Origin of the sequence: Pseudomonas rhodesiae (assembly GCF_007858255.1) — a bacterium.
Lineage (GTDB): Bacteria > Pseudomonadota > Gammaproteobacteria > Pseudomonadales > Pseudomonadaceae > Aquipseudomonas > Aquipseudomonas rhodesiae.
On the sequence record NZ_VFEU01000008.1, the window covers coordinates 208871 to 232486 of the forward strand.

The window sequence follows — 23616 nt, forward strand, 5'->3', positions numbered from 1 at the left end:
CGTCAGCATAGCTCGTCCGGATCTGCTTGAACGTTATATGTCAGTAGCAGCTCATTAAGCGCTCCGACAATCCTCGGCTCACGTACGAGTTCCAGCGCCGTGTACGATACCGCCACTGCCACTTTTAAAGACTCTAAATGTAGGTCTCGCGGATCAAATGGCCATACTTGAATGCGCGTAACCGACAGGTCTCTAAAGTCGTAATTCGATACCATTACTGCCTTGGATGAAACTTCATTCCAACGATGCAATGATAATCCATAGGTCTTTTGCCGCATGTCGGCAAGCATTGTAAATTTGTCGAGGAAACTATCTCCCACATGGACGTGGCCATCGCTATTAAAATCACGCACGTAAAAATCTGCCAATCTTGGGGACGAAACTAAAGCCTTCAACACTCGTAGGGGACTGCGCCCGTCCTTTAGTACATACTCTGCCTCAAAGTGTCGTTTTAATCGTGCAATCAAATCCGGATGATTTGCCATTATCAGTGTCGAAAAATCTGCCATGTGAATTCGTCCTTAGATTAATGCGTTGCGTTCAATTCGACCGACGAGATCAGCGAGAAGTAGATATTCTTCCTCAGTTATGAGGTCTTTGGGCGCCTTGTTACCCAGCTGAGGATTTTTGCGAGCCCACCATTCACAAGCCTTCCCGACATTATCTTGGAACAAGTCAACAGTTTGAATTATGACGTTTTTCTGCACCTCTCGTGTGGTCCGATCCTCATCAGTAGATGCTGTAGCGTGGGAACCCGAGTTGAATACATCCATAAGCACTTTTTGCTTACAGCGTCCCCAAGCACCATCAAGTGGACCGTCTAACACGATCCCCTCCGTACTCTCTACCAAGTACCGGGGTGCTTCTCCACGGCCGCTATTAAAACGTGTTATACGCGTCACGACCCCTAGCTGACTATCTGGCTTAAGCGGAGAGTCATCAATGCAAGCCGTGATCAACTGGATTTTCTCAATCCGGCGGCCTTTATTCTTTCCACTCAAGGTCCGATCGAGCCCCCCAATACTGGAAGTCATAATCATTTTAGAGGTGGGGCTACCCAAAAAATTATCGGCCGGTAAGTGCTCCCTTACATAGAACCAGGGCATGCCTATCGGGTGTGACACACAATGCCAATTTTTCTTGTTGCCATCGTGACAACCGGCCACGCTCAGAGCGTCATCGGAATTAGTCTGGAACATACTTACCTCTACTTGGGGTTATGTCGCCCAACATTCAATCCGGATTTGCGGCACGGCAGCTAGGGCATAACACTCGAACATAACCTTTCTTCCCTCGCGCCAACTGACCCTTATTGCCGCACATTTCGCATACGCCATAGGACATAGCTACGACTGCGGCAATTACACCCTGCGAATACTCGTCCGTTGTCGAAAATGCACATCTGAGAATCCCCATTTTCTGTTTTATCTGGCATGCCACGATCTGATCGACACCCGCCCGATCAACATGAACTTGCAACTCTCGGCAAAGCGAGTAGATCAAAAACCACCACCCGTCACCGCAGTCAATCCCCCACAAATAGTCCTCAGGATCACTCCCAGTCACGCCAAAAATCTCTGGGAAAATTTTCAGCAGGTCTCGCTCCAGCTCTGTCTTCAAGTTGCTCACCTATCACGTCAGTAATATTGACACTTAAATAATTTAGTTAAATTAAATCATCAAAATTTGAATAGCCGAATTCGCCGCAACTCATAGGAAGTCTGGAAATTATCAAATATTCGCACGCTATAGCGTGTAGTGCTTTAGCGTGCATTGTTGCCATATCTCCCTTTTGTTGTCCAGGGGGAATTTTATGGATATTTCAGAGGCGCTAGCAGTAGCAATCAAACGAGTGCGCTTGGCGCGCAACATGACACAAGAGGATTTTGTGGGTATCAGTGGTCGGACATATATTTCTGAACTTGAACGGGCCGTCAAAAATCCTTCGCTCGCAAAGATAGATAGCATCGCTGTGCGGATGGGCGTTCATCCACTGACATTGCTAGTAGCATGTTATGAGCTGAAAGACGGAGTCGCGCCAGCGGAACTGCTGAAGACGGTGCTGACAGAGCTGCCAAACCTCGCTTAAAAGAAGCTGTCAGAGCATCAATGACAGCTTCCGTGCGCGGGAGCGCGACGTTGATGGCGCTTCCACAATTCGAGTTTCACTCGAGATTCTTTCCGCTCCTGTGATTACGAAAAGGTCAGCCGGGAAAGGCAAACGTGCATGAAAAGCACGTTAAATCGAGACATTGAACTCAAAATTGCGGAAAACCATCTTGGATGATGAATGGCTGATCGCTCATACCAACTTACGGTTGCTGAGTCATACTGACTAAAAATCAGAACAAGAAAAGGTGCAACCTGGAAATCAGTTACTCGCCTTGGAGCAATTAATTAAGACTAAACTGGTAGAAATAACGAAAATCGGTAACGCATTTTTTCTTACTGAAAAATGCCATAAAGTAAAATAAGGAAGCCTAAAAAAATCAATGAGTTACATCATCGCATTTTCTTGGGCCTCTTAAGTAACCCTTGCGTTACGAGTGCGCTGCTCTACCGGCTGAGCTACACGGGCGGTGGACTAAAGCTAGCACCGCATCCGGCGTCCGGCAACTCGCGGCCTTCAGCGGGCGATAACACCCTGCGCCCAGAAACGCGGTTGCAGGTAGCTGCCCAGGGTGTCGAGGTACTGTCGCTGGGCCTGCTTGATATGGGGCACATCGCGCAGCGCGACAAATACCAGCAATGCAATGGCCAACGCGCTCAACAACTTCCATGCGCGCCAGGCCAACGGCCATGACGCCGTTACAGGTGTGCGCCAAGGGTGCAGCGCCATCAGCCAGCCCACTACCAGCGCGAGCCAAACCTGGGACGTGGGCATCACCAGCACACCGTCGACCATGGACTGCGTCAGCGCACCGACCAACGCCGCGAACAGACATAAGCGCAGTAGATCCGCACGCTCGCTGAACTGCGCGCGCTCACGCAGCACGACAATCGTGGCCCAGCCACTGCGCGCCGCCAAAAACGCCACGCACAATGTCGACGGCACGCCCCATTCGCTGGCCCACTGCAAAACAGCCTGATGCGGATGGGCAGCAACTTTGTTGGCAATATCGGCAAAGTGCATCGGTCCGAAGCCTAACCATGGCCGCTCAGTCAGCATGTGCCAACCCTGCCACCAGATCGGGCCGCGCCCCGACAGCGAAGTGGTGAGGCGGTCGCTGGCGTCATTGGAGGTGTCGATTCCCAGATAGGTCGCCAGCACCGTAAACAGCAGCCAGTAGATCCACAAGCCGCTCAGCATCCCCGCCAATTGCCAACCCAACCAACGCCGCCCCCATGGCCCGATCAGTGCCACGACCATGCCCGCCACCGCCATGCCGAGCCAGGTGCCGCGTGTACCGCCGCTGATCGCGATCAACCACCAGGCGCATAGCAACGCAAATGCCATCCCCCGCAATGAGCGAGAGACTGTGGGTAACAGCAAAGGCAACGCCAACAGCGGCAGCGTGAATGTCTGAAACTGGCCATAAAAGCGCTTGTTGGAAAAGCTGGATAACAGCAGATCAGGGTTCATCGTGTGCCCGCCGCTGGCGAACGCAAGCACGCCGGCGTACAGGTACTGGAGGGTTTTGATCAGGCACAGCAACACCACGATCAGCAGCAGCACACGATCCAAAGGCTCGCCGCCGTAACGGCGCAGCGATGCAAAAGCTAACGCGATTGCCGCGCTGCTGACGAACAGCGCCATCTCGGTCAGCGCCCAAAGCGGCTGATGGGCCAGCAGCGAAGACGCCAGGCCCAATCCCACGATGAGCGCCAGCCCCCATGCCGTCTGGCGATCCACCCAGGGCTCGGTCGGGGTAATCGAGCTTCCGTACAGCACCGCACAAAACCCGATGGCAATCTGCATGACCCGCTGTAGATCGTGCCCACTGAACGGTGCACAAATCCCCACCACCAACAGGCACACCGTCACCACCAGGAAAATACTGCCGCGCAGCTGTACGGATAACACCATCGGTTACCTCAACGTCCTTGTGGGTACAGGCACCGCTAAGCGCCGCCGGCGCCGCAGCCCTTGCCGGCGTATTTGGCCTCGGCCGTGGTGGTGCAGGTCCAGCCGCTGGTGGCGTTGCGTGTCAGCACAATGCTCTTGCCCAGTACGGGCGCCGGTGCATCGAGGATCTCGCAACGGATATCGCCCGCGCCCGTTGCAACGTCCCCTGTCACCTCGATTTTGCAATTGGCGGTAGGGCTGGTGCCGCCGATCAATGCCAGGGTAGGTACGGTGCCCTGATTGAGGGTGTCTTCGTACCCGGCCTTCAATGCGCTGATTTCAGCCAGGCCGGCGGTGAACTTGGCCTTGGCCTGATGGGTGGTGTACATGGGCAGGCCAATGGTGGCCAAAATGCCGATGATTGCCACGACGATCAACAGCTCGATCAAGGTAAAACCTTTCTGACGCATCACTCTCACTCTCCAGAATAGAACTCATGACAAGGCGCTTCCTGCGCCCCGCGTTGTGCAGCGGCGCCAGTGTACTCATCCGCCGGTGGTCAATCGCCTGCATGACGCACATTCTGACATTTTATCCACCACCACAGCCTGCCCGACTTCAACCCGTGACTAAGCTTTGAAAAACTTCAACGACCTGCGCGCGGAACCGTGACATGAACAACGCTGTAACGCTTTACACCTGGGAAGGCATCAACCGCAAAGGCCGCAAGGTGTCCGGCCAAAGCACCGGACGCAGCCCTGCCGTGGTCAAGGCGCACCTGCGCCAACAAGGCATCCGCCCCGGCCGTGTGCGCAAGTCAATCCCACGGCTGCCAGGCCTGGCCGCGCCGATTAAAGCCGCCGACATAACCTTGCTCACCCGCCAGTTGGCCACGTTGCTGAAGGCCGGTATTCCCCTGCTGCAAGCCTTCGATCTGATCAGCGAAGGTGTCGAGAAGCCGCCTGTGGGTGAACTGCTGCAAAGCCTGAGACAACAGGTCGCCGCCGGCACAAATCTGACTGAAGCGTTACGCAATCACCCGCGTTATTTCGATGAGCTGTACTGCCATTTGGTAGCGGCCGGCGAACAGGCCGGCGCGCTTGAGACGCTGCTGGAGCGCCTGGCGGTTCATCGCGAAAAGAGCGAGCAGCTCAAAGCCAGGATCAAAAAAGCCATGACCTACCCCATCGCGGTCGTAGTCGTGGCCGGGCTGGTCACTGGCGTGCTGCTGGTGCATGTGGTGCCGCAGTTCCAGAGCCTGTTCGCAGGAGTGGACGGTAAGCTGCCGGGCTTCACCCTCGCCGTTATCGCCCTGTCGGAGTTCATGCAACATGCCTGGTGGATCGTCGCGCTGGGGCTTGGTGTGGGGGTTATTGGCCTGCGTCAGGCATGTCGAAAATCGCCAATCTTTCGCCATTGGCTGGACGCCGGTTTGTTGAAAGCACCGCTGGCAGGCAAACTGCTGCAAAAATCGGCCGTGGCTCGCTACGCCCGTACGCTTTCAACCACCTTCGCGGCGGGGGTTCCGCTGGTGCAGGCCCTGGATTCAGTGGCGGGTGCCGCGGGCTCCGCCCCCTACAAACAGGCAATCGAGCATATGCGTCGCGATGTTTCCACAGGTATGCCGTTGAATCACGCCATGGCCACCAGTGGTCTGTTTCCAGGGATGGCGATTCAGATGACGGCAATCGGCGAAGAATCCGGCACGCTGGATTTCATGCTGGAAAAAGTCGCCAGCCACTACGAAACCGAAGTGGATAACCAGGTCGATCACCTCACCAGCCTGATGGAGCCGCTGATCATGGTCGTACTGGGAGGCATCGTCGGGGCGTTGGTCATTGCCATGTACTTACCGATCTTCCAACTGGGGAGCGCATTTTGATCCTACTGCTGAATGAATCCCCATGGGCCTTTGTCGCCCTGGCTTCGGTGCTGGGGCTGATCGTGGGCAGTTTCCTCAATGTGCTGGTGTGGCGCCTGCCGAAGATGCTTGCACGGGAGTGGCGTGCCCAGGCCCATGAAGTACTTGGCTTGCCGGCCGAACCCGTCGGGCCGACCTACAACCTGATGCGCCCAAATTCCTGCTGCCCTCAGTGCGATCATGGGATCCGCCCCTGGGAAAATATTCCGCTGCTCAGCTATTTGATCCTCAAGGGCCGCTGCGCTCACTGCAAGGCAAGGATCAGCCTGCGCTATCCATTCACCGAACTTGCCTGCGGATTGTTGTCGGTGATCGTGGCCTGGCACTTTGGCGTTGGTTGGCAGGCCGGGGCAGTATTGCTGCTGACTTGGGGCTTGCTGGCGATGAGCCTGATCGACGCCGACCACCAGTTACTGCCGGATGTGCTGGTGCTGCCGCTTATGTGGCTGGGTCTGATCGTCAACAGCTTTGCACTGCTGGTGCCGTTGTCCGACGCCGTATGGGGAGCGGTGGCCGGATACATGAGCCTATGGTCGGTGTTCTGGCTGTTCAAGTTGATCACTGGCAAGGACGGCATGGGCTACGGCGACTTCAAACTCCTGGCCCTGCTCGGGGCCTGGGGCGGTTGGCAAATCGTGCCGATGACCCTCTTGATGGCGTCACTGGTTGGGGTATTTGCCGGGTTGATACTGATGCGCGTGCGCAAGGCCCAGGTGTCCACGCCAATGCCATTTGGGCCCTATCTGGCGATTGCCGGCTGGATTGCATTGCTCTGGGGTGGTCAAATAACCGACTTCTATTTGCAGTCTGTCGGTTTCCAATGAGCACTTCTTCTGTTCCAACCCCCTGGATACTCGGCCTGACCGGCGGCATCGGCAGTGGCAAAAGCGCGGCAGCCCAACACTTTATCGATCTCGGAATCGATGCGGTGGACGCCGACCACGCCGCACGCTGGGTGGTCGAGCCAGGCCGTCCCGCGCTGGCGCGCATCGCCGAGCACTTTGGCGATCGCGTGCTGTTGCCCGACGGCCAATTGGACCGTAGCGCACTGCGCAAACTGATCTTTGAAGTGCCGGAGGAACGCCGCTGGCTTGAAGCGCTGTTGCATCCTTTGATTGCCGAAGAAATTCGCAGCCACCTGGCACGGGCGCGCTCGCCTTACGCGATTCTGGTGTCACCGCTGCTGATCGAGTCTGGTCAGTACAGCATGACCCAACGCATTCTGGTGATCGACGTGCCGCAATCGCTGCAAATTGAGCGTACCCTGCAGCGCGACGGCATCAGCGAGCAGCAGGTGCAGGCCATTCTTAAGGCCCAATCCAGCCGCGAAGACCGCCTGAACCATGCCGACGACGTACTGGTCAATGACAGAGACCTCGCCTGGCTGCACAGCGAAGTCGAGCGACTGCACCACTTTTACCTTACTTTGCGTGGAGGCCGATCATGAGCCAACCCTTGACCGTCGACTGCCCAACCTGCGGCGCACCCGTGGAATGGAAAGCGACCAACCCCAACCGGCCATTCTGCTCGGACCGTTGCAAATTGATCGACCTGGGGGCCTGGGCCGCCGAAGAACACAATATCCCCGTGGCCCCGGATGCAGAAGACGAACTGTTCTCCGAAGACCTCCCACCCCGCCACTAAGGGCGCATAAAGGCGTATTCCTGCTGGTCGTCGAGGTTTTCTGCCAGGTACTGCAGCTCGTCGGCCAGGTCTTCGAAACTGCGCACGCCCTTGCTTTGCTGCACGACGGCGCTCAGCATGGCGCGCAGGGTCAGGCCCGGATCGAAACCGATCTCCTGTGCCGCGTCCTGGCTTCTGCGAAGTTCCTGCCGTGCCCACTCATACACACTCATGATCCGCACTCCTGGAAAATTTCCCAGAGCATGGGCCTGCCGTGACACAGGGTGTTTGATTTGGATCAACGCAGCGAATCGTCGTCCTTCCAGGGCGCCGAGAGGTAGCGTGTGCGATTGAAGGTTTCCAGCCATTCCGGACAAAACACCACCAGAGCGCTGATCACCGTGCCATTGATAAAGGCTTCGGGGAAGATGATCAGCCACAGATAACCGATGAAGTCTTCCAACCATTCCGGCATGGCGAAAAGACCGTCGAACCACAACAGCCCCAGCCCCAGTAGTAGGCACGCCAATGCCGCCAGCGCTGCTGCCAAAAACCCTGAACAGAAGATATACACAAACGGATTGCGCGGCTGCGCGCGCTCTACCCGCAGTGCGACGCCTTCCGTGATCAGTACCGGCAGCACAATCAACAAAAGACCATTGATGCCAATGGCGGCCAGGTCTTGACGGCCCAGCATCATCAGACCCAGTTGTGCGACAAAACCACCGACAATCGCCAGCGGCCAATCCAGCAGTAGGGTTACGGCTGTCATGCCAATGAAGTGATAGGAAACGCCGGTATCGAAATCGCGCCGGACCAACCACAGCATAAACAGAGCAAACACGGTGCCGAACAGCAAATGCTGGCGCCGTCGGTCGGCAAACAACTCGACCCACGGCGAACGCAGCACCGCCCACGCCAGCACCGGCGCATACAGTAGCCAGCCGATGCCAAGGGTGGGCGCTGTCAGCACGCCGGCGCTGATCACGGTTTCACCTGCTCCAGGGCCTGGCGCAGTTCAGCCGCGGAGCCGTATTCATACTGCGCAATCAACTTGCCGCTCTCCAATTGCAGCCACAGCACTTTGTCCACCGCTCCCGGGTAGCGCGGTGCGATGCGCGCATCCCGGTCCAGCATGACCCGGTAGCTGTAGGACTGCATGGCAGGTACCGCGAACAGTTTGGCGACCAATCGCGGCATGCGCTGAATGTCGGCGACAAATACCCCGTGACGGGCCTCCAGATAGCCCTTGGGCTGACCTTGCAGCGCGCCGTCGACGATTTTGGCGGCGTCCATGCTGCGGGCCACCAACAAGATTTGCGCCTGGTCATCCAGGGTATAGGCCTGATCGAACTGATCCAACAGTGTCCAAGGCGCGAGGCGCTCGCCGACTTCGACGGCCTGGGCCCATAACGGCAAAAGACTCAGGAACAGCACTACGAATAACTTCACTGCGCACTCCTCATGCTCGCTTGATCGATAGAGCCGCCAGTCTACACCGACCTTTTGCAGCGGGACTTCCTGTGGTCATCATTTGAACGCTAAGCTGCAAGCATGGATGACTCAGATTACTTGCGCCTGCTCACCGTAGCGGCCGAACAAGCCAATGCTTTCCTGTCCAATGCCCGCAAATGGGAGCGTGAGCGTTGGGTGTGCCAGCGCCTGTTGCAAGGCCTGAATGTGCCCTATCGCGCCGAAGAGTTCCACGCCGCCGGGCAAGAGCCGCCGGACGTGCTGTTTCGGGATGCGAGCTTCGAAGTGTTCTTCGTACTGGACGAGGGGCGGCGCCTGAACGACGAATGGCGCGATGAGTTACTGCGTCGACGCAGCGCGTTTTCCCTGAGCCAACTGGTGCGCCGCGAAGCCAAGCCACGGCGCATTCCCGCCCATGAGTTCCTGTTGCGCCTGGCGCCGACGCTGCGCAAAAAGGCGCATAACTACAAAGAGCGCGGGATGGATTTGGGCGAATTGGATATCGTCGCCTTCGCCAGCCTCAAGCGCGAAGTGCTTGACCTTAATAGTCACTTCCCACCGCCGACCGAATACCTGCGCCAAGGCTGGCGCTCGCTGTCGCTGGTGGGGCCGACCTTTGCCCGAGTGCTGTTCGCGCACCCCGATGCGCCGGATTTCTTGCGCAACAATCTGGGCCGCAGCATAGTGTTCGACGTGGGCATCAGCCTCTGATCCCCGCCCTGTAACGTGGCGCCCCTTTGCAACGTCTACCTGACGAGGCCTTTATGACCAGCCGCCTGAAACCCGAAGACCAACAACGTGTCGAAGAATATCTGCAACTCTCCCAGCACAGAGTCGAGCGCAAGCCTTTCAGGCCCTGGCTGCTCCTCTGTGTGGTGCTGGTCGCAGTGATCGGGCTCGGGCTGCTGAGCCGTCTTTTGAGTTACCTGACGCTATGAGCTGCCTGGCGCTCGCGGGGGTAACCGCACCGATTTCTTTTAGCCTTGCGAGATATCCCCATGACCCATCGTATTATTATCGTCGGCGGCGGCGCCGGCGGCCTGGAGTTGGCTACCCGCCTGGGTAAGACTCTGGGCAAGCGCGGTACCGCCAACATCACGTTGGTCGATACCAACCTGACCCATATCTGGAAACCCCTGCTGCATGAAGTGGCTGCCGGTTCTCTGAACTCTTCGGAAGATGAACTCAATTATGTCGCCCAGGCGAAATGGAACCACTTCGAGTTCCAGCTGGGGCGCATGAGCGGGCTCGACCGTGAGCAGCAGAAAATCCAACTGGCCGCCACCCTCGACGAAGAAGGCCGCGAATTGGTCCCTGCGCGCGTATTGGGCTATGACAGCCTGGTGATCGCCGTCGGCAGCACCACCAACGATTTCGGCACCGAAGGCGCGGCGCAACACTGCCTGTTCCTCGATACCCGCAAACAGGCCGAGCGCTTTCACCAACAATTGCTCAACCACTACCTGCGCGCCCATGCCGGGCAGACCGATGTGGTGGAAAAAATCAGCGTCGCCATCGTCGGCGCCGGTGCGACCGGTGTTGAGCTGGCCGCAGAACTGCATAACGCCGCCCATGAACTGGCGGCCTATGGCCTGGACCGGATCAAGCCAGAGAACATGCACATCACGTTGATCGAAGCCGGTCCACGAGTACTGCCCGCCCTGCCGGAGCGCATTGGCGGCCCGGTCCATAAAACCCTGGAAAAACTGGGAGTGACGGTGCTCACGAATTCGGCGGTCAGCGAAGTAACGGCTGATGCGCTGATCACCAGCAGCGGCCAGGTGATTCCAGCCAGCCTGAAGGTGTGGGCTGCCGGGATTCGCGCGCCGGGTTTCCTCAAGGACATCGACGGCCTGGAAACCAATCGCATCAATCAACTCCAAGTGCTGCCGACGCTGCAAACCACCCACGACGAAAACATTTTCGCTTTCGGCGATTGCGCCGCCTGCCCGCAGCCGGGCACTGACCGTAACGTCCCGCCACGGGCCCAGGCCGCGCATCAGCAAGCGTCGCTGTTGGCCAAATCCCTCAAGCTTCGGATCGAAGGCAAACAATTGCCGACGTACAAGTACACCGACTACGGCTCGCTGATCTCGCTGTCGCGATTCTCGGCGGTGGGTAACCTGATGGGTAACCTGACCGGCAGTGTGATGCTGGAGGGCTGGCTGGCGCGGATGTTCTATGTATCGCTCTACCGTATGCACCAGATGGCGCTGTACGGCGTGTTTCGCACGGCAATGTTGATGTTGGGCAGCAGGATTGGACGCGGGACGGAGCCGAGGCTCAAGTTGCACTGACAGTAAGGCCAGAGGGGGCTTGCTCGATATGAGAGCAAGCCCCCTCTTCACATGCGATCAGCCAAACTTTTGAGTTTTTGCGCGCACAAAAAAAATCCCCGTATCTTTCGATACGAGGATTTTTAATATGGTCGGGGTAGGGGGATTCGAACTCCCGACATCCTGCTCCCAAAGCAGGCGCGCTACCGGACTGCGCTATACCCCGGTAATAAAAAGGCGACCTTTCAGTCGCCTTCTTCGATCAGCGCTTTTGGCCTCTGATCTTGAGATCTGATCCCAGCGTTAACTGGTTTCAAAAATGGTGGGTCGTGTGGGATTCGAACCTACGACCAATTGGTTAAAAGCCAACTGCTCTACCAACTGAGCTAACGACCCAAATATGGTCGGGGTAGGGGGATTCGAACTCCCGACATCCTGCTCCCAAAGCAGGCGCGCTACCGGACTGCGCTATACCCCGATTTGAAATTGGCTCCGTGACCAGGACTCGAACCTGGGACCCAATGATTAACAGTCATTTGCTCTACCGACTGAGCTATCACGGAACTTAGCATTTCAAACGTACAACTTACTGCTTTTTACTTCCTCTTTGACGCTTGCGTATCGCTACGTTCGTGTCTCTGAGGCGCGCTATTCTACAATCTTAAAAACCCCTGTCAACCCTTTAAATTGCTTTTAAGACAATGATTTGCGCTTGTTTCTGATTTCTTCTTGGGGAGAAGAAACCCGTGGGTTGACGTTGCTGCGGGGCGCACTTTACAAGCCTTTGCCTTACAGTTCAACGCCCTAGCGAAAAAAAAGGCCCCGCAATGCGGGGACTTCTCTTATCAACCGGCAGTCAGGCCTCAGTGGAAGACGATTTCGTCGTTTTCCACGCTGGCTGTGACGCTGGTTCCCGGCATAAAACTGCCCGAGAGGATCAACTGCGCCAGCGGGTTTTCGATCCAGCGCTGGATCGCACGTTTCAGAGGTCGTGCGCCATACACCGGGTCGTAACCTACCGCGATCAGTTTGTCCAACGCTTCGCTGCTCAGTTCCAGCGACAGCTCGCGTTCGGCCAGACGACCACGCAGGCGGCCCAACTGGATCTCGGTGATGCCGGCGATCTGATCCCGCGCCAATGGCTCGAAGATCACCACTTCATCGACCCGGTTGATAAATTCCGGGCGGAAGTGCGAGGTCAACGCGTCCATCACCGCTGCACGCTGAGCCTCACGATCTCCTACCAATTCCTGGATCTGTGTAGAGCCCAGATTGGAGGTCATTACGATCACCGTGTTGCGGAAATCCACCGTACGCCCGTGACTGTCGGTCAGACGGCCATCCTCCAGCACTTGCAGCAGGATGTTGAACACATCCGGGTGAGCCTTCTCGACTTCATCCAGCAGGATGACCGAGTAAGGTTTGCGCCGCACAGCTTCGGTCAGGTAGCCGCCCTCCTCGTAGCCCACATAGCCTGGTGGCGCACCGATCAAGCGAGCGACCGAATGTTTCTCCATGAATTCGGACATATCGATCCGCACCATGGCCTCTTCAGTATCGAAGAGGAACTCAGCCAGGGCCTTGCACAGTTCGGTCTTACCCACACCGGTCGGGCCGAGGAACATGAACGATCCACTTGGACGGTTCGGGTCGGACAATCCTGCACGGGAACGCCGCACCGCGTTGGATACCGCCACGACGGCCTCTTCCTGACCGATAACGCGCTGATGCAACAGGCTTTCCATTTTCATCAGCTTGTCGCGCTCGCCTTCCAGCATCTTCGATACAGGAATGCCGGTCCACTTGGAGACAACCTCGGCAATTTCTTCCTCGGTCACCTTGCTGCGCAGCAACTGGTTCTCGCTATGGCCATGCTGGTCGACCATCTGCAGGCTGCGCTCCAGATCGGGAATCACCCCGTACTGCAACTCGGCCATACGGTTCAGGTCACCTTTACGGCGTGCGGCCTCCAGCTCCTGACGAGACTGCTCGATTTTTCGCTGAATCTGAGCAGAACCCTGTACTTCGGCTTTCTCCGAGGTCCAGATTTCTTCGAGGTCCGAATACTCCCGCTCCAGACGCTGAATTTCCTCCTGGAGTTTTTCCAGGCGTTTCTTCGCCGCGTCGTCCTCTTCCTTCTTGAGGGCCTGGGATTCCACCTTCAGCTGGATCAAGCGCCGATCCAAACGATCGAGTACTTCCGGCTTGGAGTCGATTTCCATACGGATACGGCTCGCCGCTTCGTCGATCAGGTCAATCGCCTTGTCGGGCAACTGGCGGTCGGTGATATAGCGATGGCTCAATTTGGCCGCCGCAATGATCGCCCCGTCAGTGATCGCCACCTTGTGGTGAACCTCATAACGCTCTTTGAGGCCACGCAGGATTGCGATGGTGTCCTCTTCGCTCGGCTCTTCCACCAGCACTTTTTGGAAGCGCCGCTCAAGCGCCGCGTCCTTTTCGATGTACTGACGGTATTCGTTAAGCGTCGTGGCGCCCACGCAATGCAGCTCACCGCGAGCCAGCGCCGGCTTGAGCATGTTGCCCGCATCCATGGAGCCCTCGCCTTTACCGGCGCCGACCATGGTGTGCAGTTCGTCGATAAACAGAATGATCTGCCCTTCCTGCTTGGACAGCTCGTTCAGCAGGGCTTTGAGGCGTTCTTCGAACTCACCACGGAACTTGGCACCGGCGATCAGCGCCCCCATGTCCAGAGACAACAGACGCTTGCCTTTGAGGCCATCCGGCACTTCACCATTAATGATGCGCTGGGCTAGACCCTCGGCGATCGCGGTTTTACCTACGCCAGGCTCACCGATCAGCACCGGGTTGTTTTTGGTGCGACGCTGCAGTACTTGGATGGTGCGACGAATTTCATCGTCACGACCGATCACTGGGTCGAGCTTGCCGTCTTCGGCGCGCTTGGTCAGGTCGACGGTGTATTTGTCCAGGGCTTGGCGCGACTCCTCATGATTAGGGTCGTTCACCGCATCGCCACCGCGCAGGTTGTTGATGGCATTTTCCAGGGCTTTCTTACTGACGCCCTGCCCCAGCAACAACTTGCCCAGTTTGCTGTTCTCGTCCATGGCGGCGAGCAGGACCAGCTCGCTGGAGATGAACTGGTCACCTTTTTGCTGAGCCAGACGATCAGCCTGGTTCAACAGGCGCGCCAGATCCTGGGACATATTTACGTCGCCAGTGGGGTTTTGGATTTTCGGCAGTTGGTCGAGCTCTTTGCTCAACTCCTTGCGCAGGCTGTTGACATCAAAGCCCACCTGCATCAGCAAGGGCTTGATGGAACCACCTTGCTGTTCCAGGAGTGCCTGCATCAAGTGCGCAGGTTCAATGGCCGGGTGGTCGAGGCCCACCGCCAAGGATTGAGAGTCCGATAAGGCCAACTGCAATTTGCTGGTTAAACGATCAATACGCATTAGTCACCTTCCTTTTGAGCAGGCCGGATCTATAAACACATCCTGAATGAAGAAACCTGCCAGATACCCTTATAGATGTGGTCGATTCTGGGAGATTCAAGCAACAAACAGTTGACGCAGATCAGAAGAGTCTAGCGCTCAAGCCAGATAAGGGAGGCGAATCGTCCGGTGCGAGGACTGCGACGATAAGAAAAGAAACGCGGATCGGTCACGGTGCACAAACCACCACCATAGACCGCCGTGATACCGCGCGCAGCGAGGCGCAGGCGCGCGAGTTGATAGATGTCGGCCATGAACTTGCCAGGATTACGGCTCGGCCCGAACGCTTGGGCAGTCGCCGGCAGTTGCTGCATGAACACTTCACGCACTTCCGGACCGACCTCAAAGGCTTGGGGGCCAATCGCCGGGCCCAGCCAGACCAATACGTCGTCAGGCTCGGCGGCCAGGCTATCGACCGTCGCCTCCAGTACGCCGGCCGCCAACCCCCGCCAACCGGCGTGGGCGGCTGCCACGCGGGTGCCGGCGCGGTTGCAAAACAGCGCCGGCAGACAATCGGCAGTCATGGCTGTGCAGGCGATACCCGGCGTGTCGGTCCAGCAGCCATCGGCTTCCAGGGTGCGACCGGGGTCGGCCTTGACGACGTTCACGCCATGAACCTGCCGTAGCCAGGCTGGCTGGATATCGAAGGTTTGGGAAAGTCGACGGCGATTTTCCAGGACTGCCTCAAGGCTGTCCTCGACATGATCGCCCAGGTTGAGGCTGTCGAACGGCGCCAGACTGACGCCGCCCGCACGGGTGGTGACGCAGGCCTTGACCTGAGCCGGCGCGGGCCAGTCAGGAATCAGCCAGTCATTCATCCGATAAACGCCTCGCGGTCCTGTTTGAGCAGCGACAGCAACCACACCAGGTCGTCCGGCAGCGGCGATTCCCAGCTCATGCGCTTACCGCTCGTCGGATGATCCAACTCAAGGAAGCGCGCGTGCAGGGCCTGACGCGGAAAGGATTTCAGCGATTCAACCATGGTCGCGCTGGCGGCCGGCGGAATGCGGAAGCGACCGCCGTAGGCCGGATCGCCGACCAACGGGAAGTTGATATGGGCCATGTGCACGCGGATCTGGTGGGTACGACCGGTTTCCAGCTTGACCCGCACATGGGTGTGGGACCGGAAACGCTCCAGAACTCGATAGTGGCTCACGGCCTGCTTGCCGCCTTCCATCACCGCCATACGCTGGCGCTGCTGGCCGTGGCGACCGATAGGGGCGTTGATCTTGCCACCGGCCACCACCACGCCAATCACGATGCACTCGTAGATCCGGCTGACGCTGCGGCTTTGCAACTGGGTGACCAGTTGGGTCTGGGCCTGAATGGTCTTGGCGACCACCATCAGACCGGTGGTGTCCTTGTCCAGTCGGTGCACGATGCCGCAACGCGGCACATTGATGATGTCCGGTACGTGGTGCAACAGGGCATTGAGCAAAGTGCCATCAGCGTGCCCGGCAGCCGGGTGCACCACCAGGCCTGCGGGTTTGTTGATGACCAGGATGTCGTCGTCTTCATAGACGATGTCCAGCTCGATGTCCTGGGCGACCCACTCTCCCTGGGCTTCCTGCTCGGCAGTCAGCTCAAGAATCGCACCGCCATGGACTATGTCTCGCGGGCGGATAACCGCTCCATCCACAGTCAGGCGGCCGTCTTTGATCCAGGCGGAAAGGCGCGAGCGCGAGTGCTCAGCGAATAATTGTGCGGCGACTTGATCGAGGCGTTGGCCGCCCAATTCGGACGGCACCTCTGCGCGAAGTTCAATTTTATCGGACATGCTCAGACTAGGCGTGGCACAGCCTTTGGTTTCGGCTGCGCGCTTGTGGTTAAATACGGCGTCTTTTGCCCCGAGGCTTTCAACGGGGCGCTCATCATAACAGGACGGCCCCGCCCAAGACAGCGGCCGTCATAGGGACGCAAGCCGCCATGCAAGTGAAACACCTGCTGCTGATCGCCATCCTCGCCATGACTGCTGCTTGCTCGTCAACAAAGGAAGTCGTCGACGAAAACCTGAGCGAAGTCGAGCTGTACCAACAGGCTCAGAAAGACTTGGACAATAATAGCTACACCAGCGCCACAGCCAAGCTGAAGGCACTGGAGTCACGCTATCCGTTCGGTCGCTACGCTGACCAGGCCCAACTCGAGCTGATCTACGCCAACTACAAGAACGCCGAGCCGGAAGCTGCCAAGTCCGCCGCCGAGCGCTTCATCCGCCTGCACCCGCAGCACCCGAACGTGGACTACGCCTACTATATGAAGGGCCTGACCTCGTTCGACCAGGACGTTGGCCTGCTGGCGCGCTTCCTGCCGCTGGACATGACCAAGCGCGACCCGGGTGCGGCCCGCGACTCCTATAACGAGTTCGCCCAGCTCACCAGCCGCTATCCCAACAGCCGCTACGCGCCGGACGCCAAGCAGCGCATGATCTACCTGCGCAACCTGCTGGCTTCCTACGAGATCCACGTCGCGCACTACTACCTGACCCGTCAGGCCTACGTCGCCGCCGCCAACCGTGGTCGCTATGTGGTGGAGAACTTCCAGGAAACCCCATCCGTGGGTGATGGCCTGGCCGTAATGACCGAGGCTTACCAGCGTCTGCACCTGGACGAACTGGCCGCTACCAGCCTGGAAACCCTCAAACTCAACTATCCCGATCACCCAAGCCTGAAAGACGGCCAGTTCGTACCTCAGGTTGCCGAAGCTGACAACCGCTCGTGGCTGAGCAAGTACACCCTGGGTCTGATCGAATCCCGCCCACCGCTGCCGCCGGGCGAAACCCGCGCCAACCAGGACGTGATCAAGCAATTCCAGGACGCCAAGGACGCTATTCCTTCCGACCTCAAGCCGCACGACGAAAACGGCGACGTGATCGAAGAGGAAGAACCGCAAGCCCTGGGCAACAATCAGGACCGCTCGTGGTTCAGCTACATGACTTTTGGCCTATTCGACTGATCAGTCCATGTAGCACCTAAAAGGGAGCCTCCAGAGGCTCCCTTTTTCATGGGCAGCATTATTGCTCTGTGCGCCTGCTACGTCCTTGGCTAAACTGGCGCATTCCTTGTCGAGAAACTGCCCATCATGCTACGTCTTTTGTTCTGGATTGCCGTCATTGCCGCCGCGGTATGGTTCTGGCGCAAGTTCAAAAGCCCAGCCACCAAGCAGCAGCGCGCCAACGAGCCGGATGCCGCGCTGATGGTGCGCTGCGCTCACTGCGGCGTGCACCTGCCGCAGGATCGCGCCTTGCGGCTGCGCCAGGAGTGGTACTGCACCCAGGCGCATCTGGAGCAGGGGCCAAAGTCTATCCAGCGTTGATTCGACCTTCTGGCGCATAAGGCGCCGGGTCGATAATCGGCTTATTGCCTAGCAGCAGGTCGGCGAACAGCTGACAGGACGCAGGCGCCAGAACCAGACCGTTGCGGTAATGCCCGCAGTTGAGCCATAAACCTTTGAACCCCGGCACCGGGCCTATATAGGGAATACCTTCCGGCGACCCCGGTCGCAAACCGGCCCAGTGCCCCACCACTTCAGCATGGGCCAGGGCAGGAATCAGCTCAACAGCAGAAGCCTTCAGGCTTTCCAATGCGGTCTCGGTGGGCGTCTTATCGAAGCCTTCGTGTTCCAGTGTGCTGCCGATAAGAATATGCCCGTCCCTTCGCGGAATCGCATAACGGCCCTTGGCGAGGACCATGCTCGACAGAAAGTTCGAATCACACTTGTAGAGAATCATCTGACCTTTGACCGGTTCCACCGGCAGCGATAAGCCGAGCGTGCCGAGCAGGTCACCGCTCCACGCCCCTGCCGCCAGCACCACCTGATCGCCCAGGATCGGCCCCTGCGCCGTATCCACCCCCGCCACACGGCCGTTATCTACCGCAAACCCCGTCACCACACACTGCTCGCGAATCGTCACACCAGGCAATGCCAACAGCGCAGCCTTGAGGGATTTGACCAGGCGCGGGTTACGCACATTGGCCACGTTGGCCATAAAGATTGCTTGCGAGTACCCACCCCCCAACACCGGAACAGCATCATGGGCGACTGATATATCCACTTTGCTCAAGGGGCGTCCTTCGCGGACAGCCCAGGCCAGCGCTTCGGGCTCATCGTCCAGATCCAGCCAGTACAAACCGGTGGTATGCACCTGCGGGTCGACACCGGTGGTGGCAAACAGGCGCTCGGCCAATTGCGGGTAAAAATCCTGGGACCAATGGGCCAACGCGGTGACCGCTGGGCTATAGCGCCACGGATACAGCGGCGAAACGATGCCACCACCCGCCCAGGACGACTCCTGCCCTACCCCGGCGCGCTCCAGTAGCACTACCGCCTGCCCCTGGGTCGCCAGGTTGAACGCTGTCAACAAGCCGATGACTCCGCCACCGACAATCACCACTTGCTGTTGCTTAGCCATCATTCGATCCAATCGATAAAAAGGAACAAGCGCCACCGGCGCCCAGTCATCCAGCATTCGCATCATTGCCCCCAGCACGCCTGGCGCGACATCTCCGGCGCCGCGCCTGGATTGCTGCGTGCGCCGGTACTGGTCAGGCTGAACTCGCCACAGGCGTCGCCGTCCATGATCGAGCCAGCCACAGGCGTAGCCAGCAAACGGAAATCCTGAGGGTTCAATGCGACGGAGATTCTATAGCGATCATCGCCGGCACTGACGCCGCTTGCGTCAATAAAAGTACCGTTCTTCGCATAGAACCGCTCCAGGTGCTGCGCCTGCTCAGTCAATAGGCCGACGATTTGTACGCGGTAGGCCTTTTTCACCTGCGCCGTATAACCGGGGTAAACGATCCCAGCCAGAATCGCGATGATCACCACACCGATCAGTAATTCCAACAGGGTAAAACCTCGGGTGTCCATGCCCATCCCATTGCTCCTATAGAAGTTGTCGCCATAACACTCGCCGAAATCGCGAGCCTCCCTCCCCGTCTACTCGGGCATATACGCTCTCCAGCACCGTGCGCGCCTGACCGCTCCAGCCGACTGCCGTCACTCGATACAGCGCGGCCGTTGTATTCGGCGGCAAGTGCGCGATCCCGCGCCCCATGCCTAGAAACTGAACGCCGTACAGCCCCCCTTTGAGGGCAACCCAAGACACCGCTGAAACCGGATGGGTGCCTGCGGCAATCACCGAAAACGCTTCATCCGGTGGCGCACAGGTGGTGATTGACTGGCACTGCGGCAACGTCCCACCACTACGCCGCGCGCTCCACTCTCCGAGTCTCAAACCGCTCTCGGCACTTTGCAGCGACTGATTGCGATGCCAAAAACTGGCGGCCATCTTTTGCTGAGCCACCACCCCTTGCATCGAGGACAGGCCAATCAGCGATAACAGCAGCAAAAACACCAGACTCAATAGCAGCGCCATGCCTGACTGCCGCCGATAAGTCATCCATACGCCCTGCATAACAGCCCTACCCCAGACGGTTTCGTAGCGCCGCCACGACGCTGTAGGTTTGCGCCTTGACCCGGCCGGAGGGGTCTTGCAGCGTCATGAGGACGCGCACGCTGCGAATCAACGCCACGTCAGCAGGGCTTGCGTCGTAGCGCACCACCTGTGCCGATACGGCATTAGCCGCAATGCCGAAACTGATGTCGAACGCCTGAACGTTATCCACCAATACTGCTTTGGCCGGTGCGGCCGGCGTGCTGACCTTTAACTGGCCCGCCTCAAAGGTGTAGGTGATCTGGCGTATCGCGAATCGAATCTGCCCAGGCCCAGGCGCAGGAGAGAAGCCGGTGTAAGCCTGGGCGGTACCTGTGCAATCTGACAGCACCGTCCAATCGGGCCTGCCACTGCCTTCGCCGGTGCTGGTCGTAACTAATGTCAGCGACTTCGAATCAGTGCCAGCGCTCCAACTGATCGGCAGCTCAAATGCCGGCGGTGCCTGTTCGATATGAGCGCTAGCCAGGCAACCGAACATGCCGGCTTGACGAATATCCTGGATCATCTTGCCAAGCGCGAACCGCGCGTCGTCCTGCAACAGCATGGCGGCCTGCTGGCTGGCGTGGGTCGTTCGGGAACTGATCGCCACCTGACTGACCCCGAGCACCAGTATCAAGCCCAAGGTCAGGGCCAACAGCAACTCCACCAGGGTAAAACCTCGCGACCTTCGGTTCATTGTGCACCCTCCGGATCGCTGTCGATGCGAGTGGTCAGGGTGACCGTTTCGCGTGCACCAACCGCGCCGGCACCGCGGCTGTCATCCCAACTGATACTCACGGTGACCTCATTGGCACTGATCGCCACCGAGCCTTTGGCGCTCTCCCCGGCGAAGCTCAGAATATTGGCCTCAAAATCATGCAGGTCCAGGTCGCGCACGCTGGCACCTGCGGTGCTGGCCGGAGCGCGCTCGTCGCGGCTCCACGCGTAATCGGCGCCCGCATTGGCGCGAATTCGGTCAAGCATGTCGTAAGCAATAAAGCTGGCCTGACTGCTCATCCTCGAACTGTCCGTGGACTTTAGCGCGTTGAGTTGGACCACCGCCGCGCCCAGCAAGCCCACGGCGAGAATCAGTACCGCCACCAGCACCTCGATAAGGGTCGTGCCGGTTTGTCGTCGAGATAAAGCAGATGCAAAAAAAATGTTCGGGCGAGCAAGCATCACCGTCGTCATCCGTGTCGAGGGCCGAAAAGAGCAGACAAACGCTGCCGTGCGACCCAAGACTAGCGTCGGTTTTTTACCCGCGCTGTCCCCGGAACAAAGGGAAATACTTTGGACATAAAGGCCATCATCCGAGGCCAAGATCCAGCCGCTATACCTTTGGCTGCACCTGAAATATCTACCGCGTCCACGGAGGGGCAATCTATGCAACAACGAGGTTTCACCCTGATCGAACTGCTGCTGGGGCTGATCGTCAGCAGCATCCTGGCCCATCTCACAGTGCCCGGGCTCAAGACGTTGCTGGAGTCACAACAGCAACGAAGCGCCGCGCAATCCCTGGCGAGCGGGCTGCGTTTCGCACGCACCGAGGCCATCGCGCGAAACCGGGCGGTGGTCATTCACGCGTTGAACAATGATTGGAGTCACGGCTGGCGCGTGATTGTGGATGTCAGCGGGCGTGGCCCTCTGGATGAAGACAATCCGGTGCTGCTGGAGCGACAGGATTCCGGACGGGTAGCCATCGTCGGTAACGGGCCGGTGAAGAGCCAGGTACGGTTCAGCGGGATGGGCGAGCCGGTATTTTACGGCGGAGGGTTCCGCGCAGGGACGTTACATGTGTGTGGCACGGACCAGGCACAGAGCCTACACCAAGTGGTGCTGGCCCCCAGCGGCCGCATCAGCCTGCGCAGAGACAGCGTCGAGCAGGCGTTGTGCCGGAGTTATTCCGGCACCCTGGCACTCAGAGCAGCGAACGTACCCGCAGCTCCTTGGGCATGGAGAAAGTGATGTTCTCCTCGCGCCCAGCCAACTCATCGGCGCCGGTCGCGCCCCATTCGTGCAACTGCTGGATGACGCCGCGCACCAGCACTTCCGGCGCCGAAGCGCCTGCGGTGATACCGATACGCTCGACGCCATCGAACCAACTGCGCTGCATATCTTCGGCACCATCGATCAGGTACGCGGGCGTCGCCATGCGCTCGGCCAACTCGCGCAGACGATTGGAGTTGGAGCTGTTCGGGCTGCCGACCACCAAGACCACGTCGCATTCATCGGCCAGTTGCTTGACCGCATCCTGGCGATTTTGCGTGGCGTAGCAGATGTCATCCTTACGCGGCCCGCCGATCGCTGGAAAGCGCGTGCGCAAAGCATCGATGACGCGACTGGTGTCGTCCATGGACAAAGTGGTCTGGGTCACGAATGCCAAGCGTTCCGGGTTGCGCACTTGCAGATTGGCGACGTCTTTTTCGTCCTCAACCAGGTAGATGGCGCCGCCGTTGCTGGCGTCGTACTGGCCCATGGTGCCTTCGACTTCCGGGTGGCCGGCATGACCGATCAGGATGCACTCGCGGCCGTCGCGGCTATAGCGCGCAACCTCGATATGGACTTTGGTGACCAATGGGCACGTTGCATCGAAGACTTTCAGGCCACGACCTGCCGCTTCGCTGCGCACGGCCTGGGAAACCCCGTGAGCACTGAAAATAACGATAACGTCGTCCGGCACTTGGTCGAGTTCCTCGACAAAGATGGCACCGCGCGCGCGCAGGTCTTCGACTACGAACTTGTTATGCACCACTTCATGGCGCACGTAGATCGGTGGCCCGAAGACTTCGAGAGCGCGGTTGACGATTTCGATCGCCCGATCCACACCGGCACAGAAGCCACGGGGGTTGGCGAGTTTGATTTGCATGCTGTGCCTCGTGCCTGGCGCTTGGGTCAGAGTTGATGCTGCTGAACTGACAATTGAGGTCAGAGGTGTGAGGGAGATGGCTCCCTCACACATTCTAGATCGGGGCGTTGATCAAAGTGCCTTAACGTCGATGATTTCCACATCAAACGTCAAGGTTTTACCGGCCAACGGGTGGTTGAAGTCGATGGTCACTTGCGCGTCATCGAACGCCTTGACCACCCCTGGCAGTTCGGTATTCGCCGCATCGTTGAAAATCACCAGCAGGCCTTCAGAAAGCTCCATGTCCTGGAACTGCGAACGCGGGATGATCTGCACATTCTGCGGATTGGGCTGGCCAAACGCATTTTCCGGCTGGATCTGCAGGGTACGCTTGTCGCCGGCCTTGAAACCGAACAAGGCCGCTTCGAAACCCGGCAGCAGGTTGCCGTCGCCGACTTTGAAGGTGGCCGGGGCTTTATCGAACGTGCTGTCGACCGTGTCGCCGTTTTCCAGGCGCAGTGCGAAATGCAAAGTGACTTCCATGTTCTGGCCGATACGTTGCTCAGCCAATACC

General features: G+C 58.4%; 29 protein-coding genes and 4 tRNA genes. 11 read left to right on the forward strand and 22 right to left on the reverse strand.

Annotated elements, in window-relative coordinates; all coding sequences use genetic code 11:
• Positions 1–2 precede the first annotated feature (2 nt).
• The 3 genes from FIV35_RS14875 to FIV35_RS14885 are packed head-to-tail and all read right to left on the reverse strand — an operon-like array spanning position 3 to position 1620.
• Positions 3–509, reverse strand: a complete 507-nt coding sequence (locus FIV35_RS14875) for a hypothetical protein (RefSeq protein WP_052198912.1) — start codon at positions 507–509, stop codon at positions 3–5.
• 12 nt (positions 510–521) lie between these two features.
• Positions 522–1199, reverse strand: coding sequence for a hypothetical protein (locus FIV35_RS14880; RefSeq protein WP_052198911.1), 678 nt, complete (start codon positions 1197–1199; stop codon positions 522–524).
• 34 nt (positions 1200–1233) lie between these two features.
• On the reverse strand, positions 1234–1620 hold the full coding sequence (locus tag FIV35_RS14885) for a hypothetical protein (RefSeq protein ID WP_034136932.1): 387 nt from the start codon (positions 1618–1620) through the stop codon (positions 1234–1236).
• A 193-nt stretch (positions 1621–1813) separates the two neighbouring features.
• Between FIV35_RS14885 and FIV35_RS14890 the strand changes: the two genes are divergently transcribed.
• Complete coding sequence (locus tag FIV35_RS14890; protein ID WP_034136931.1) at positions 1814–2089, forward strand: helix-turn-helix domain-containing protein; 276 nt, start codon at positions 1814–1816, stop codon at positions 2087–2089.
• Positions 2090–2626: 537 nt separating this feature from the next.
• On the opposite strand, the gene FIV35_RS14895 is transcribed toward FIV35_RS14890, so the two are convergent.
• Together FIV35_RS14895 and FIV35_RS14900 are read right to left on the reverse strand one after the other, a co-directional pair.
• Positions 2627–4027, reverse strand: a complete 1401-nt coding sequence (locus FIV35_RS14895) for an O-antigen ligase family protein (RefSeq protein ID WP_034136930.1) — start codon at positions 4025–4027, stop codon at positions 2627–2629.
• A gap of 35 nt (positions 4028–4062) precedes the next feature.
• Positions 4063–4476 carry a pilin gene (locus tag FIV35_RS14900; RefSeq protein WP_034095835.1) on the reverse strand — a complete coding sequence of 138 codons (414 nt, stop codon included), beginning with the start codon at positions 4474–4476 and terminating at the stop codon, positions 4063–4065.
• A 203-nt stretch (positions 4477–4679) separates the two neighbouring features.
• Here FIV35_RS14900 and FIV35_RS14905 point away from each other — a divergent pair, with 203 nt between their 5' ends.
• From FIV35_RS14905 to yacG, 4 genes are read left to right on the forward strand one after another with little or no spacing between them, the layout of a single operon-like run.
• On the forward strand, positions 4680–5888 hold the full coding sequence (locus tag FIV35_RS14905) for a type II secretion system F family protein (RefSeq protein ID WP_034136929.1): 1209 nt from the start codon (positions 4680–4682) through the stop codon (positions 5886–5888).
• On the forward strand, positions 5885–6751 hold the full coding sequence (locus tag FIV35_RS14910) for a prepilin peptidase (protein WP_034136928.1): 867 nt from the start codon (positions 5885–5887) through the stop codon (positions 6749–6751). The genes FIV35_RS14905 and FIV35_RS14910 overlap by 4 nt, the downstream gene beginning before the upstream one ends.
• A complete protein-coding gene (gene coaE / locus FIV35_RS14915; RefSeq protein ID WP_034111714.1) occupies positions 6748–7374 on the forward strand; it encodes a dephospho-CoA kinase in 627 nt (208 codons plus the stop codon). The genes FIV35_RS14910 and coaE overlap by 4 nt, the downstream gene beginning before the upstream one ends.
• A complete protein-coding gene (gene yacG, locus FIV35_RS14920; RefSeq protein ID WP_034136927.1) occupies positions 7371–7571 on the forward strand; it encodes a DNA gyrase inhibitor YacG in 201 nt (66 codons plus the stop codon). The genes coaE and yacG overlap by 4 nt, the downstream gene beginning before the upstream one ends.
• Here the strand turns inward: yacG and FIV35_RS14925 are convergent.
• The 3 genes from FIV35_RS14925 to FIV35_RS14935 all read right to left on the reverse strand — a co-directional run bounded on the left by FIV35_RS14925 (position 7568) and on the right by FIV35_RS14935 (position 9002).
• Positions 7568–7783, reverse strand: a complete 216-nt coding sequence (locus FIV35_RS14925; protein WP_003171680.1) for a hypothetical protein — start codon at positions 7781–7783, stop codon at positions 7568–7570. The genes yacG and FIV35_RS14925 overlap by 4 nt on opposite strands.
• 65 nt (positions 7784–7848) lie before the next feature.
• Entirely contained in the window at positions 7849–8538 is a 690-nt protein-coding gene (locus FIV35_RS14930; RefSeq protein WP_034095830.1) for an energy-coupling factor ABC transporter permease, read from the reverse strand.
• Positions 8535–9002: a hypothetical protein gene (locus FIV35_RS14935; RefSeq protein WP_034136926.1), complete on the reverse strand. Its 468-nt coding sequence runs from the start codon at positions 9000–9002 to the stop codon at positions 8535–8537. The genes FIV35_RS14930 and FIV35_RS14935 overlap by 4 nt, the downstream gene beginning before the upstream one ends.
• A gap of 102 nt (positions 9003–9104) precedes the next feature.
• Between FIV35_RS14935 and FIV35_RS14940 the strand changes: the two genes are divergently transcribed.
• The 3 genes from FIV35_RS14940 to FIV35_RS14950 are packed head-to-tail and all read left to right on the forward strand — an operon-like array spanning position 9105 to position 11320.
• Entirely contained in the window at positions 9105–9734 is a 630-nt protein-coding gene (locus FIV35_RS14940) for a DUF1780 domain-containing protein (RefSeq protein WP_017845475.1), read from the forward strand.
• Between the two features lie 53 nt (positions 9735–9787).
• Positions 9788–9961 (forward strand): DUF3094 family protein, encoded by a 174-nt coding sequence (locus FIV35_RS14945; protein ID WP_034095827.1) that lies wholly within the window; start codon positions 9788–9790, stop codon positions 9959–9961.
• Positions 9962–10021: 60 nt separating this feature from the next.
• Positions 10022–11320, forward strand: coding sequence for an NAD(P)/FAD-dependent oxidoreductase (locus FIV35_RS14950; RefSeq protein ID WP_034136925.1), 1299 nt, complete (start codon positions 10022–10024; stop codon positions 11318–11320).
• Positions 11321–11448: 128 nt separating this feature from the next.
• Here the strand turns inward: FIV35_RS14950 and FIV35_RS14955 are convergent.
• The 7 genes from FIV35_RS14955 to rluD all read right to left on the reverse strand — a co-directional run bounded on the left by FIV35_RS14955 (position 11449) and on the right by rluD (position 16543).
• Positions 11449–11525: transfer RNA gene (locus tag FIV35_RS14955), tRNA-Pro, on the reverse strand.
• A 94-nt stretch (positions 11526–11619) separates the two neighbouring features.
• A tRNA-Lys gene (locus tag FIV35_RS14960) sits at positions 11620–11695 on the reverse strand.
• A gap of 5 nt (positions 11696–11700) precedes the next feature.
• Positions 11701–11777, reverse strand: a tRNA-Pro gene (locus FIV35_RS14965).
• Positions 11778–11786: 9 nt separating this feature from the next.
• A tRNA-Asn gene (locus tag FIV35_RS14970) sits at positions 11787–11862 on the reverse strand.
• Between the two features lie 300 nt (positions 11863–12162).
• The gene (gene clpB, locus FIV35_RS14975; protein WP_034136924.1) at positions 12163–14727 is read right to left on the reverse strand and encodes an ATP-dependent chaperone ClpB; all 2565 of its coding nucleotides are present in this window, start codon (positions 14725–14727) and stop codon (positions 12163–12165) included.
• Positions 14728–14858: 131 nt separating this feature from the next.
• Positions 14859–15584, reverse strand: coding sequence for a peptidoglycan editing factor PgeF (pgeF, locus tag FIV35_RS14980; protein WP_034136923.1), 726 nt, complete (start codon positions 15582–15584; stop codon positions 14859–14861).
• Positions 15581–16543, reverse strand: coding sequence for a 23S rRNA pseudouridine(1911/1915/1917) synthase RluD (gene rluD / locus FIV35_RS14985; RefSeq protein ID WP_024073341.1), 963 nt, complete (start codon positions 16541–16543; stop codon positions 15581–15583). Before rluD ends, pgeF begins: the two co-directional genes overlap by 4 nt.
• A gap of 149 nt (positions 16544–16692) precedes the next feature.
• Here rluD and FIV35_RS14990 point away from each other — a divergent pair, with 149 nt between their 5' ends.
• Both FIV35_RS14990 and FIV35_RS14995 read left to right on the forward strand, forming a co-directional pair.
• Positions 16693–17718: an outer membrane protein assembly factor BamD gene (locus FIV35_RS14990; RefSeq protein WP_034136922.1), complete on the forward strand. Its 1026-nt coding sequence runs from the start codon at positions 16693–16695 to the stop codon at positions 17716–17718.
• Between the two features lie 126 nt (positions 17719–17844).
• Entirely contained in the window at positions 17845–18078 is a 234-nt protein-coding gene (locus FIV35_RS14995; protein ID WP_034095822.1) for a PP0621 family protein, read from the forward strand.
• On the opposite strand, the gene thiO is transcribed toward FIV35_RS14995, so the two are convergent.
• From thiO to pilV, 5 genes are all read right to left on the reverse strand, one after another.
• Entirely contained in the window at positions 18065–19174 is a 1110-nt protein-coding gene (thiO, locus tag FIV35_RS15000; RefSeq protein WP_034137081.1) for a glycine oxidase ThiO, read from the reverse strand. The two genes, FIV35_RS14995 and thiO, sit on opposite strands and share 14 nt — an antisense overlap.
• A gap of 62 nt (positions 19175–19236) precedes the next feature.
• Entirely contained in the window at positions 19237–19638 is a 402-nt protein-coding gene (locus FIV35_RS15005; RefSeq protein WP_034136921.1) for a type IV pilin protein, read from the reverse strand.
• A 10-nt stretch (positions 19639–19648) separates the two neighbouring features.
• Complete coding sequence (locus FIV35_RS15010; RefSeq protein ID WP_052198910.1) at positions 19649–20140, reverse strand: pilus assembly PilX family protein; 492 nt, start codon at positions 20138–20140, stop codon at positions 19649–19651.
• A 46-nt stretch (positions 20141–20186) separates the two neighbouring features.
• Entirely contained in the window at positions 20187–20894 is a 708-nt protein-coding gene (locus tag FIV35_RS15015; RefSeq protein ID WP_034136920.1) for a prepilin-type N-terminal cleavage/methylation domain-containing protein, read from the reverse strand.
• Positions 20891–21376, reverse strand: a complete 486-nt coding sequence (pilV, locus tag FIV35_RS15020) for a type IV pilus modification protein PilV (protein WP_034136919.1) — start codon at positions 21374–21376, stop codon at positions 20891–20893. The genes FIV35_RS15015 and pilV overlap by 4 nt, the downstream gene beginning before the upstream one ends.
• 204 nt (positions 21377–21580) lie before the next feature.
• On the opposite strand from pilV, the gene FIV35_RS15025 reads away from it, so the two are divergent.
• The gene (locus tag FIV35_RS15025; RefSeq protein WP_034136918.1) at positions 21581–22162 is read left to right on the forward strand and encodes a GspH/FimT family pseudopilin; all 582 of its coding nucleotides are present in this window, start codon (positions 21581–21583) and stop codon (positions 22160–22162) included.
• On the opposite strand, the gene ispH is transcribed toward FIV35_RS15025, so the two are convergent.
• Both ispH and fkpB read right to left on the reverse strand, forming a co-directional pair.
• Positions 22116–23063 (reverse strand): 4-hydroxy-3-methylbut-2-enyl diphosphate reductase, encoded by a 948-nt coding sequence (gene ispH / locus FIV35_RS15030; RefSeq protein WP_034095816.1) that lies wholly within the window; start codon positions 23061–23063, stop codon positions 22116–22118. The two genes, FIV35_RS15025 and ispH, sit on opposite strands and share 47 nt — an antisense overlap.
• Before the next feature lie 111 nt (positions 23064–23174).
• The gene (fkpB, locus tag FIV35_RS15035; RefSeq protein ID WP_173668951.1) at positions 23175–23612 is read right to left on the reverse strand and encodes an FKBP-type peptidyl-prolyl cis-trans isomerase; all 438 of its coding nucleotides are present in this window, start codon (positions 23610–23612) and stop codon (positions 23175–23177) included.
• Positions 23613–23616: the final 4 nt, after the last annotated feature.

What these genes read in the sequence shown, in the direction of transcription:
- FIV35_RS14875 (WP_052198912.1), bottom strand. Translation starts at nt 509, where the DNA reads ATGGCAGATTTTTCGACACTGATAATGGCAAATCATCCGGATTTGATT.
- FIV35_RS14880 (WP_052198911.1), bottom strand. Translation starts at nt 1,199, where the DNA reads ATGTTCCAGACTAATTCCGATGACGCTCTGAGCGTGGCCGGTTGTCAC.
- FIV35_RS14890 (WP_034136931.1), top strand. Translation starts at nt 1,814, where the DNA reads ATGGATATTTCAGAGGCGCTAGCAGTAGCAATCAAACGAGTGCGCTTG.
- FIV35_RS14895 (WP_034136930.1), bottom strand. Translation starts at nt 4,027, where the DNA reads ATGGTGTTATCCGTACAGCTGCGCGGCAGTATTTTCCTGGTGGTGACG.
- FIV35_RS14900 (WP_034095835.1), bottom strand. Translation starts at nt 4,476, where the DNA reads ATGCGTCAGAAAGGTTTTACCTTGATCGAGCTGTTGATCGTCGTGGCA.
- FIV35_RS14905 (WP_034136929.1), top strand. Translation starts at nt 4,680, where the DNA reads ATGAACAACGCTGTAACGCTTTACACCTGGGAAGGCATCAACCGCAAA.
- coaE (WP_034111714.1), top strand. Translation starts at nt 6,748, where the DNA reads ATGAGCACTTCTTCTGTTCCAACCCCCTGGATACTCGGCCTGACCGGC.
- yacG (WP_034136927.1), top strand. Translation starts at nt 7,371, where the DNA reads ATGAGCCAACCCTTGACCGTCGACTGCCCAACCTGCGGCGCACCCGTG.
- FIV35_RS14925 (WP_003171680.1), bottom strand. Translation starts at nt 7,783, where the DNA reads ATGAGTGTGTATGAGTGGGCACGGCAGGAACTTCGCAGAAGCCAGGAC.
- FIV35_RS14940 (WP_017845475.1), top strand. Translation starts at nt 9,105, where the DNA reads ATGGATGACTCAGATTACTTGCGCCTGCTCACCGTAGCGGCCGAACAA.
- FIV35_RS14945 (WP_034095827.1), top strand. Translation starts at nt 9,788, where the DNA reads ATGACCAGCCGCCTGAAACCCGAAGACCAACAACGTGTCGAAGAATAT.
- FIV35_RS14950 (WP_034136925.1), top strand. Translation starts at nt 10,022, where the DNA reads ATGACCCATCGTATTATTATCGTCGGCGGCGGCGCCGGCGGCCTGGAG.
- clpB (WP_034136924.1), bottom strand. Translation starts at nt 14,727, where the DNA reads ATGCGTATTGATCGTTTAACCAGCAAATTGCAGTTGGCCTTATCGGAC.
- pgeF (WP_034136923.1), bottom strand. Translation starts at nt 15,584, where the DNA reads ATGAATGACTGGCTGATTCCTGACTGGCCCGCGCCGGCTCAGGTCAAG.
- rluD (WP_024073341.1), bottom strand. Translation starts at nt 16,543, where the DNA reads ATGTCCGATAAAATTGAACTTCGCGCAGAGGTGCCGTCCGAATTGGGC.
- FIV35_RS14990 (WP_034136922.1), top strand. Translation starts at nt 16,693, where the DNA reads ATGCAAGTGAAACACCTGCTGCTGATCGCCATCCTCGCCATGACTGCT.
- FIV35_RS14995 (WP_034095822.1), top strand. Translation starts at nt 17,845, where the DNA reads ATGCTACGTCTTTTGTTCTGGATTGCCGTCATTGCCGCCGCGGTATGG.
- thiO (WP_034137081.1), bottom strand. Translation starts at nt 19,174, where the DNA reads ATGGCTAAGCAACAGCAAGTGGTGATTGTCGGTGGCGGAGTCATCGGC.
- FIV35_RS15005 (WP_034136921.1), bottom strand. Translation starts at nt 19,638, where the DNA reads ATGGGCATGGACACCCGAGGTTTTACCCTGTTGGAATTACTGATCGGT.
- FIV35_RS15010 (WP_052198910.1), bottom strand. Translation starts at nt 20,140, where the DNA reads ATGGCGCTGCTATTGAGTCTGGTGTTTTTGCTGCTGTTATCGCTGATT.
- FIV35_RS15015 (WP_034136920.1), bottom strand. Translation starts at nt 20,894, where the DNA reads ATGAACCGAAGGTCGCGAGGTTTTACCCTGGTGGAGTTGCTGTTGGCC.
- pilV (WP_034136919.1), bottom strand. Translation starts at nt 21,376, where the DNA reads ATGCTTGCTCGCCCGAACATTTTTTTTGCATCTGCTTTATCTCGACGA.
- FIV35_RS15025 (WP_034136918.1), top strand. Translation starts at nt 21,581, where the DNA reads ATGCAACAACGAGGTTTCACCCTGATCGAACTGCTGCTGGGGCTGATC.
- ispH (WP_034095816.1), bottom strand. Translation starts at nt 23,063, where the DNA reads ATGCAAATCAAACTCGCCAACCCCCGTGGCTTCTGTGCCGGTGTGGAT.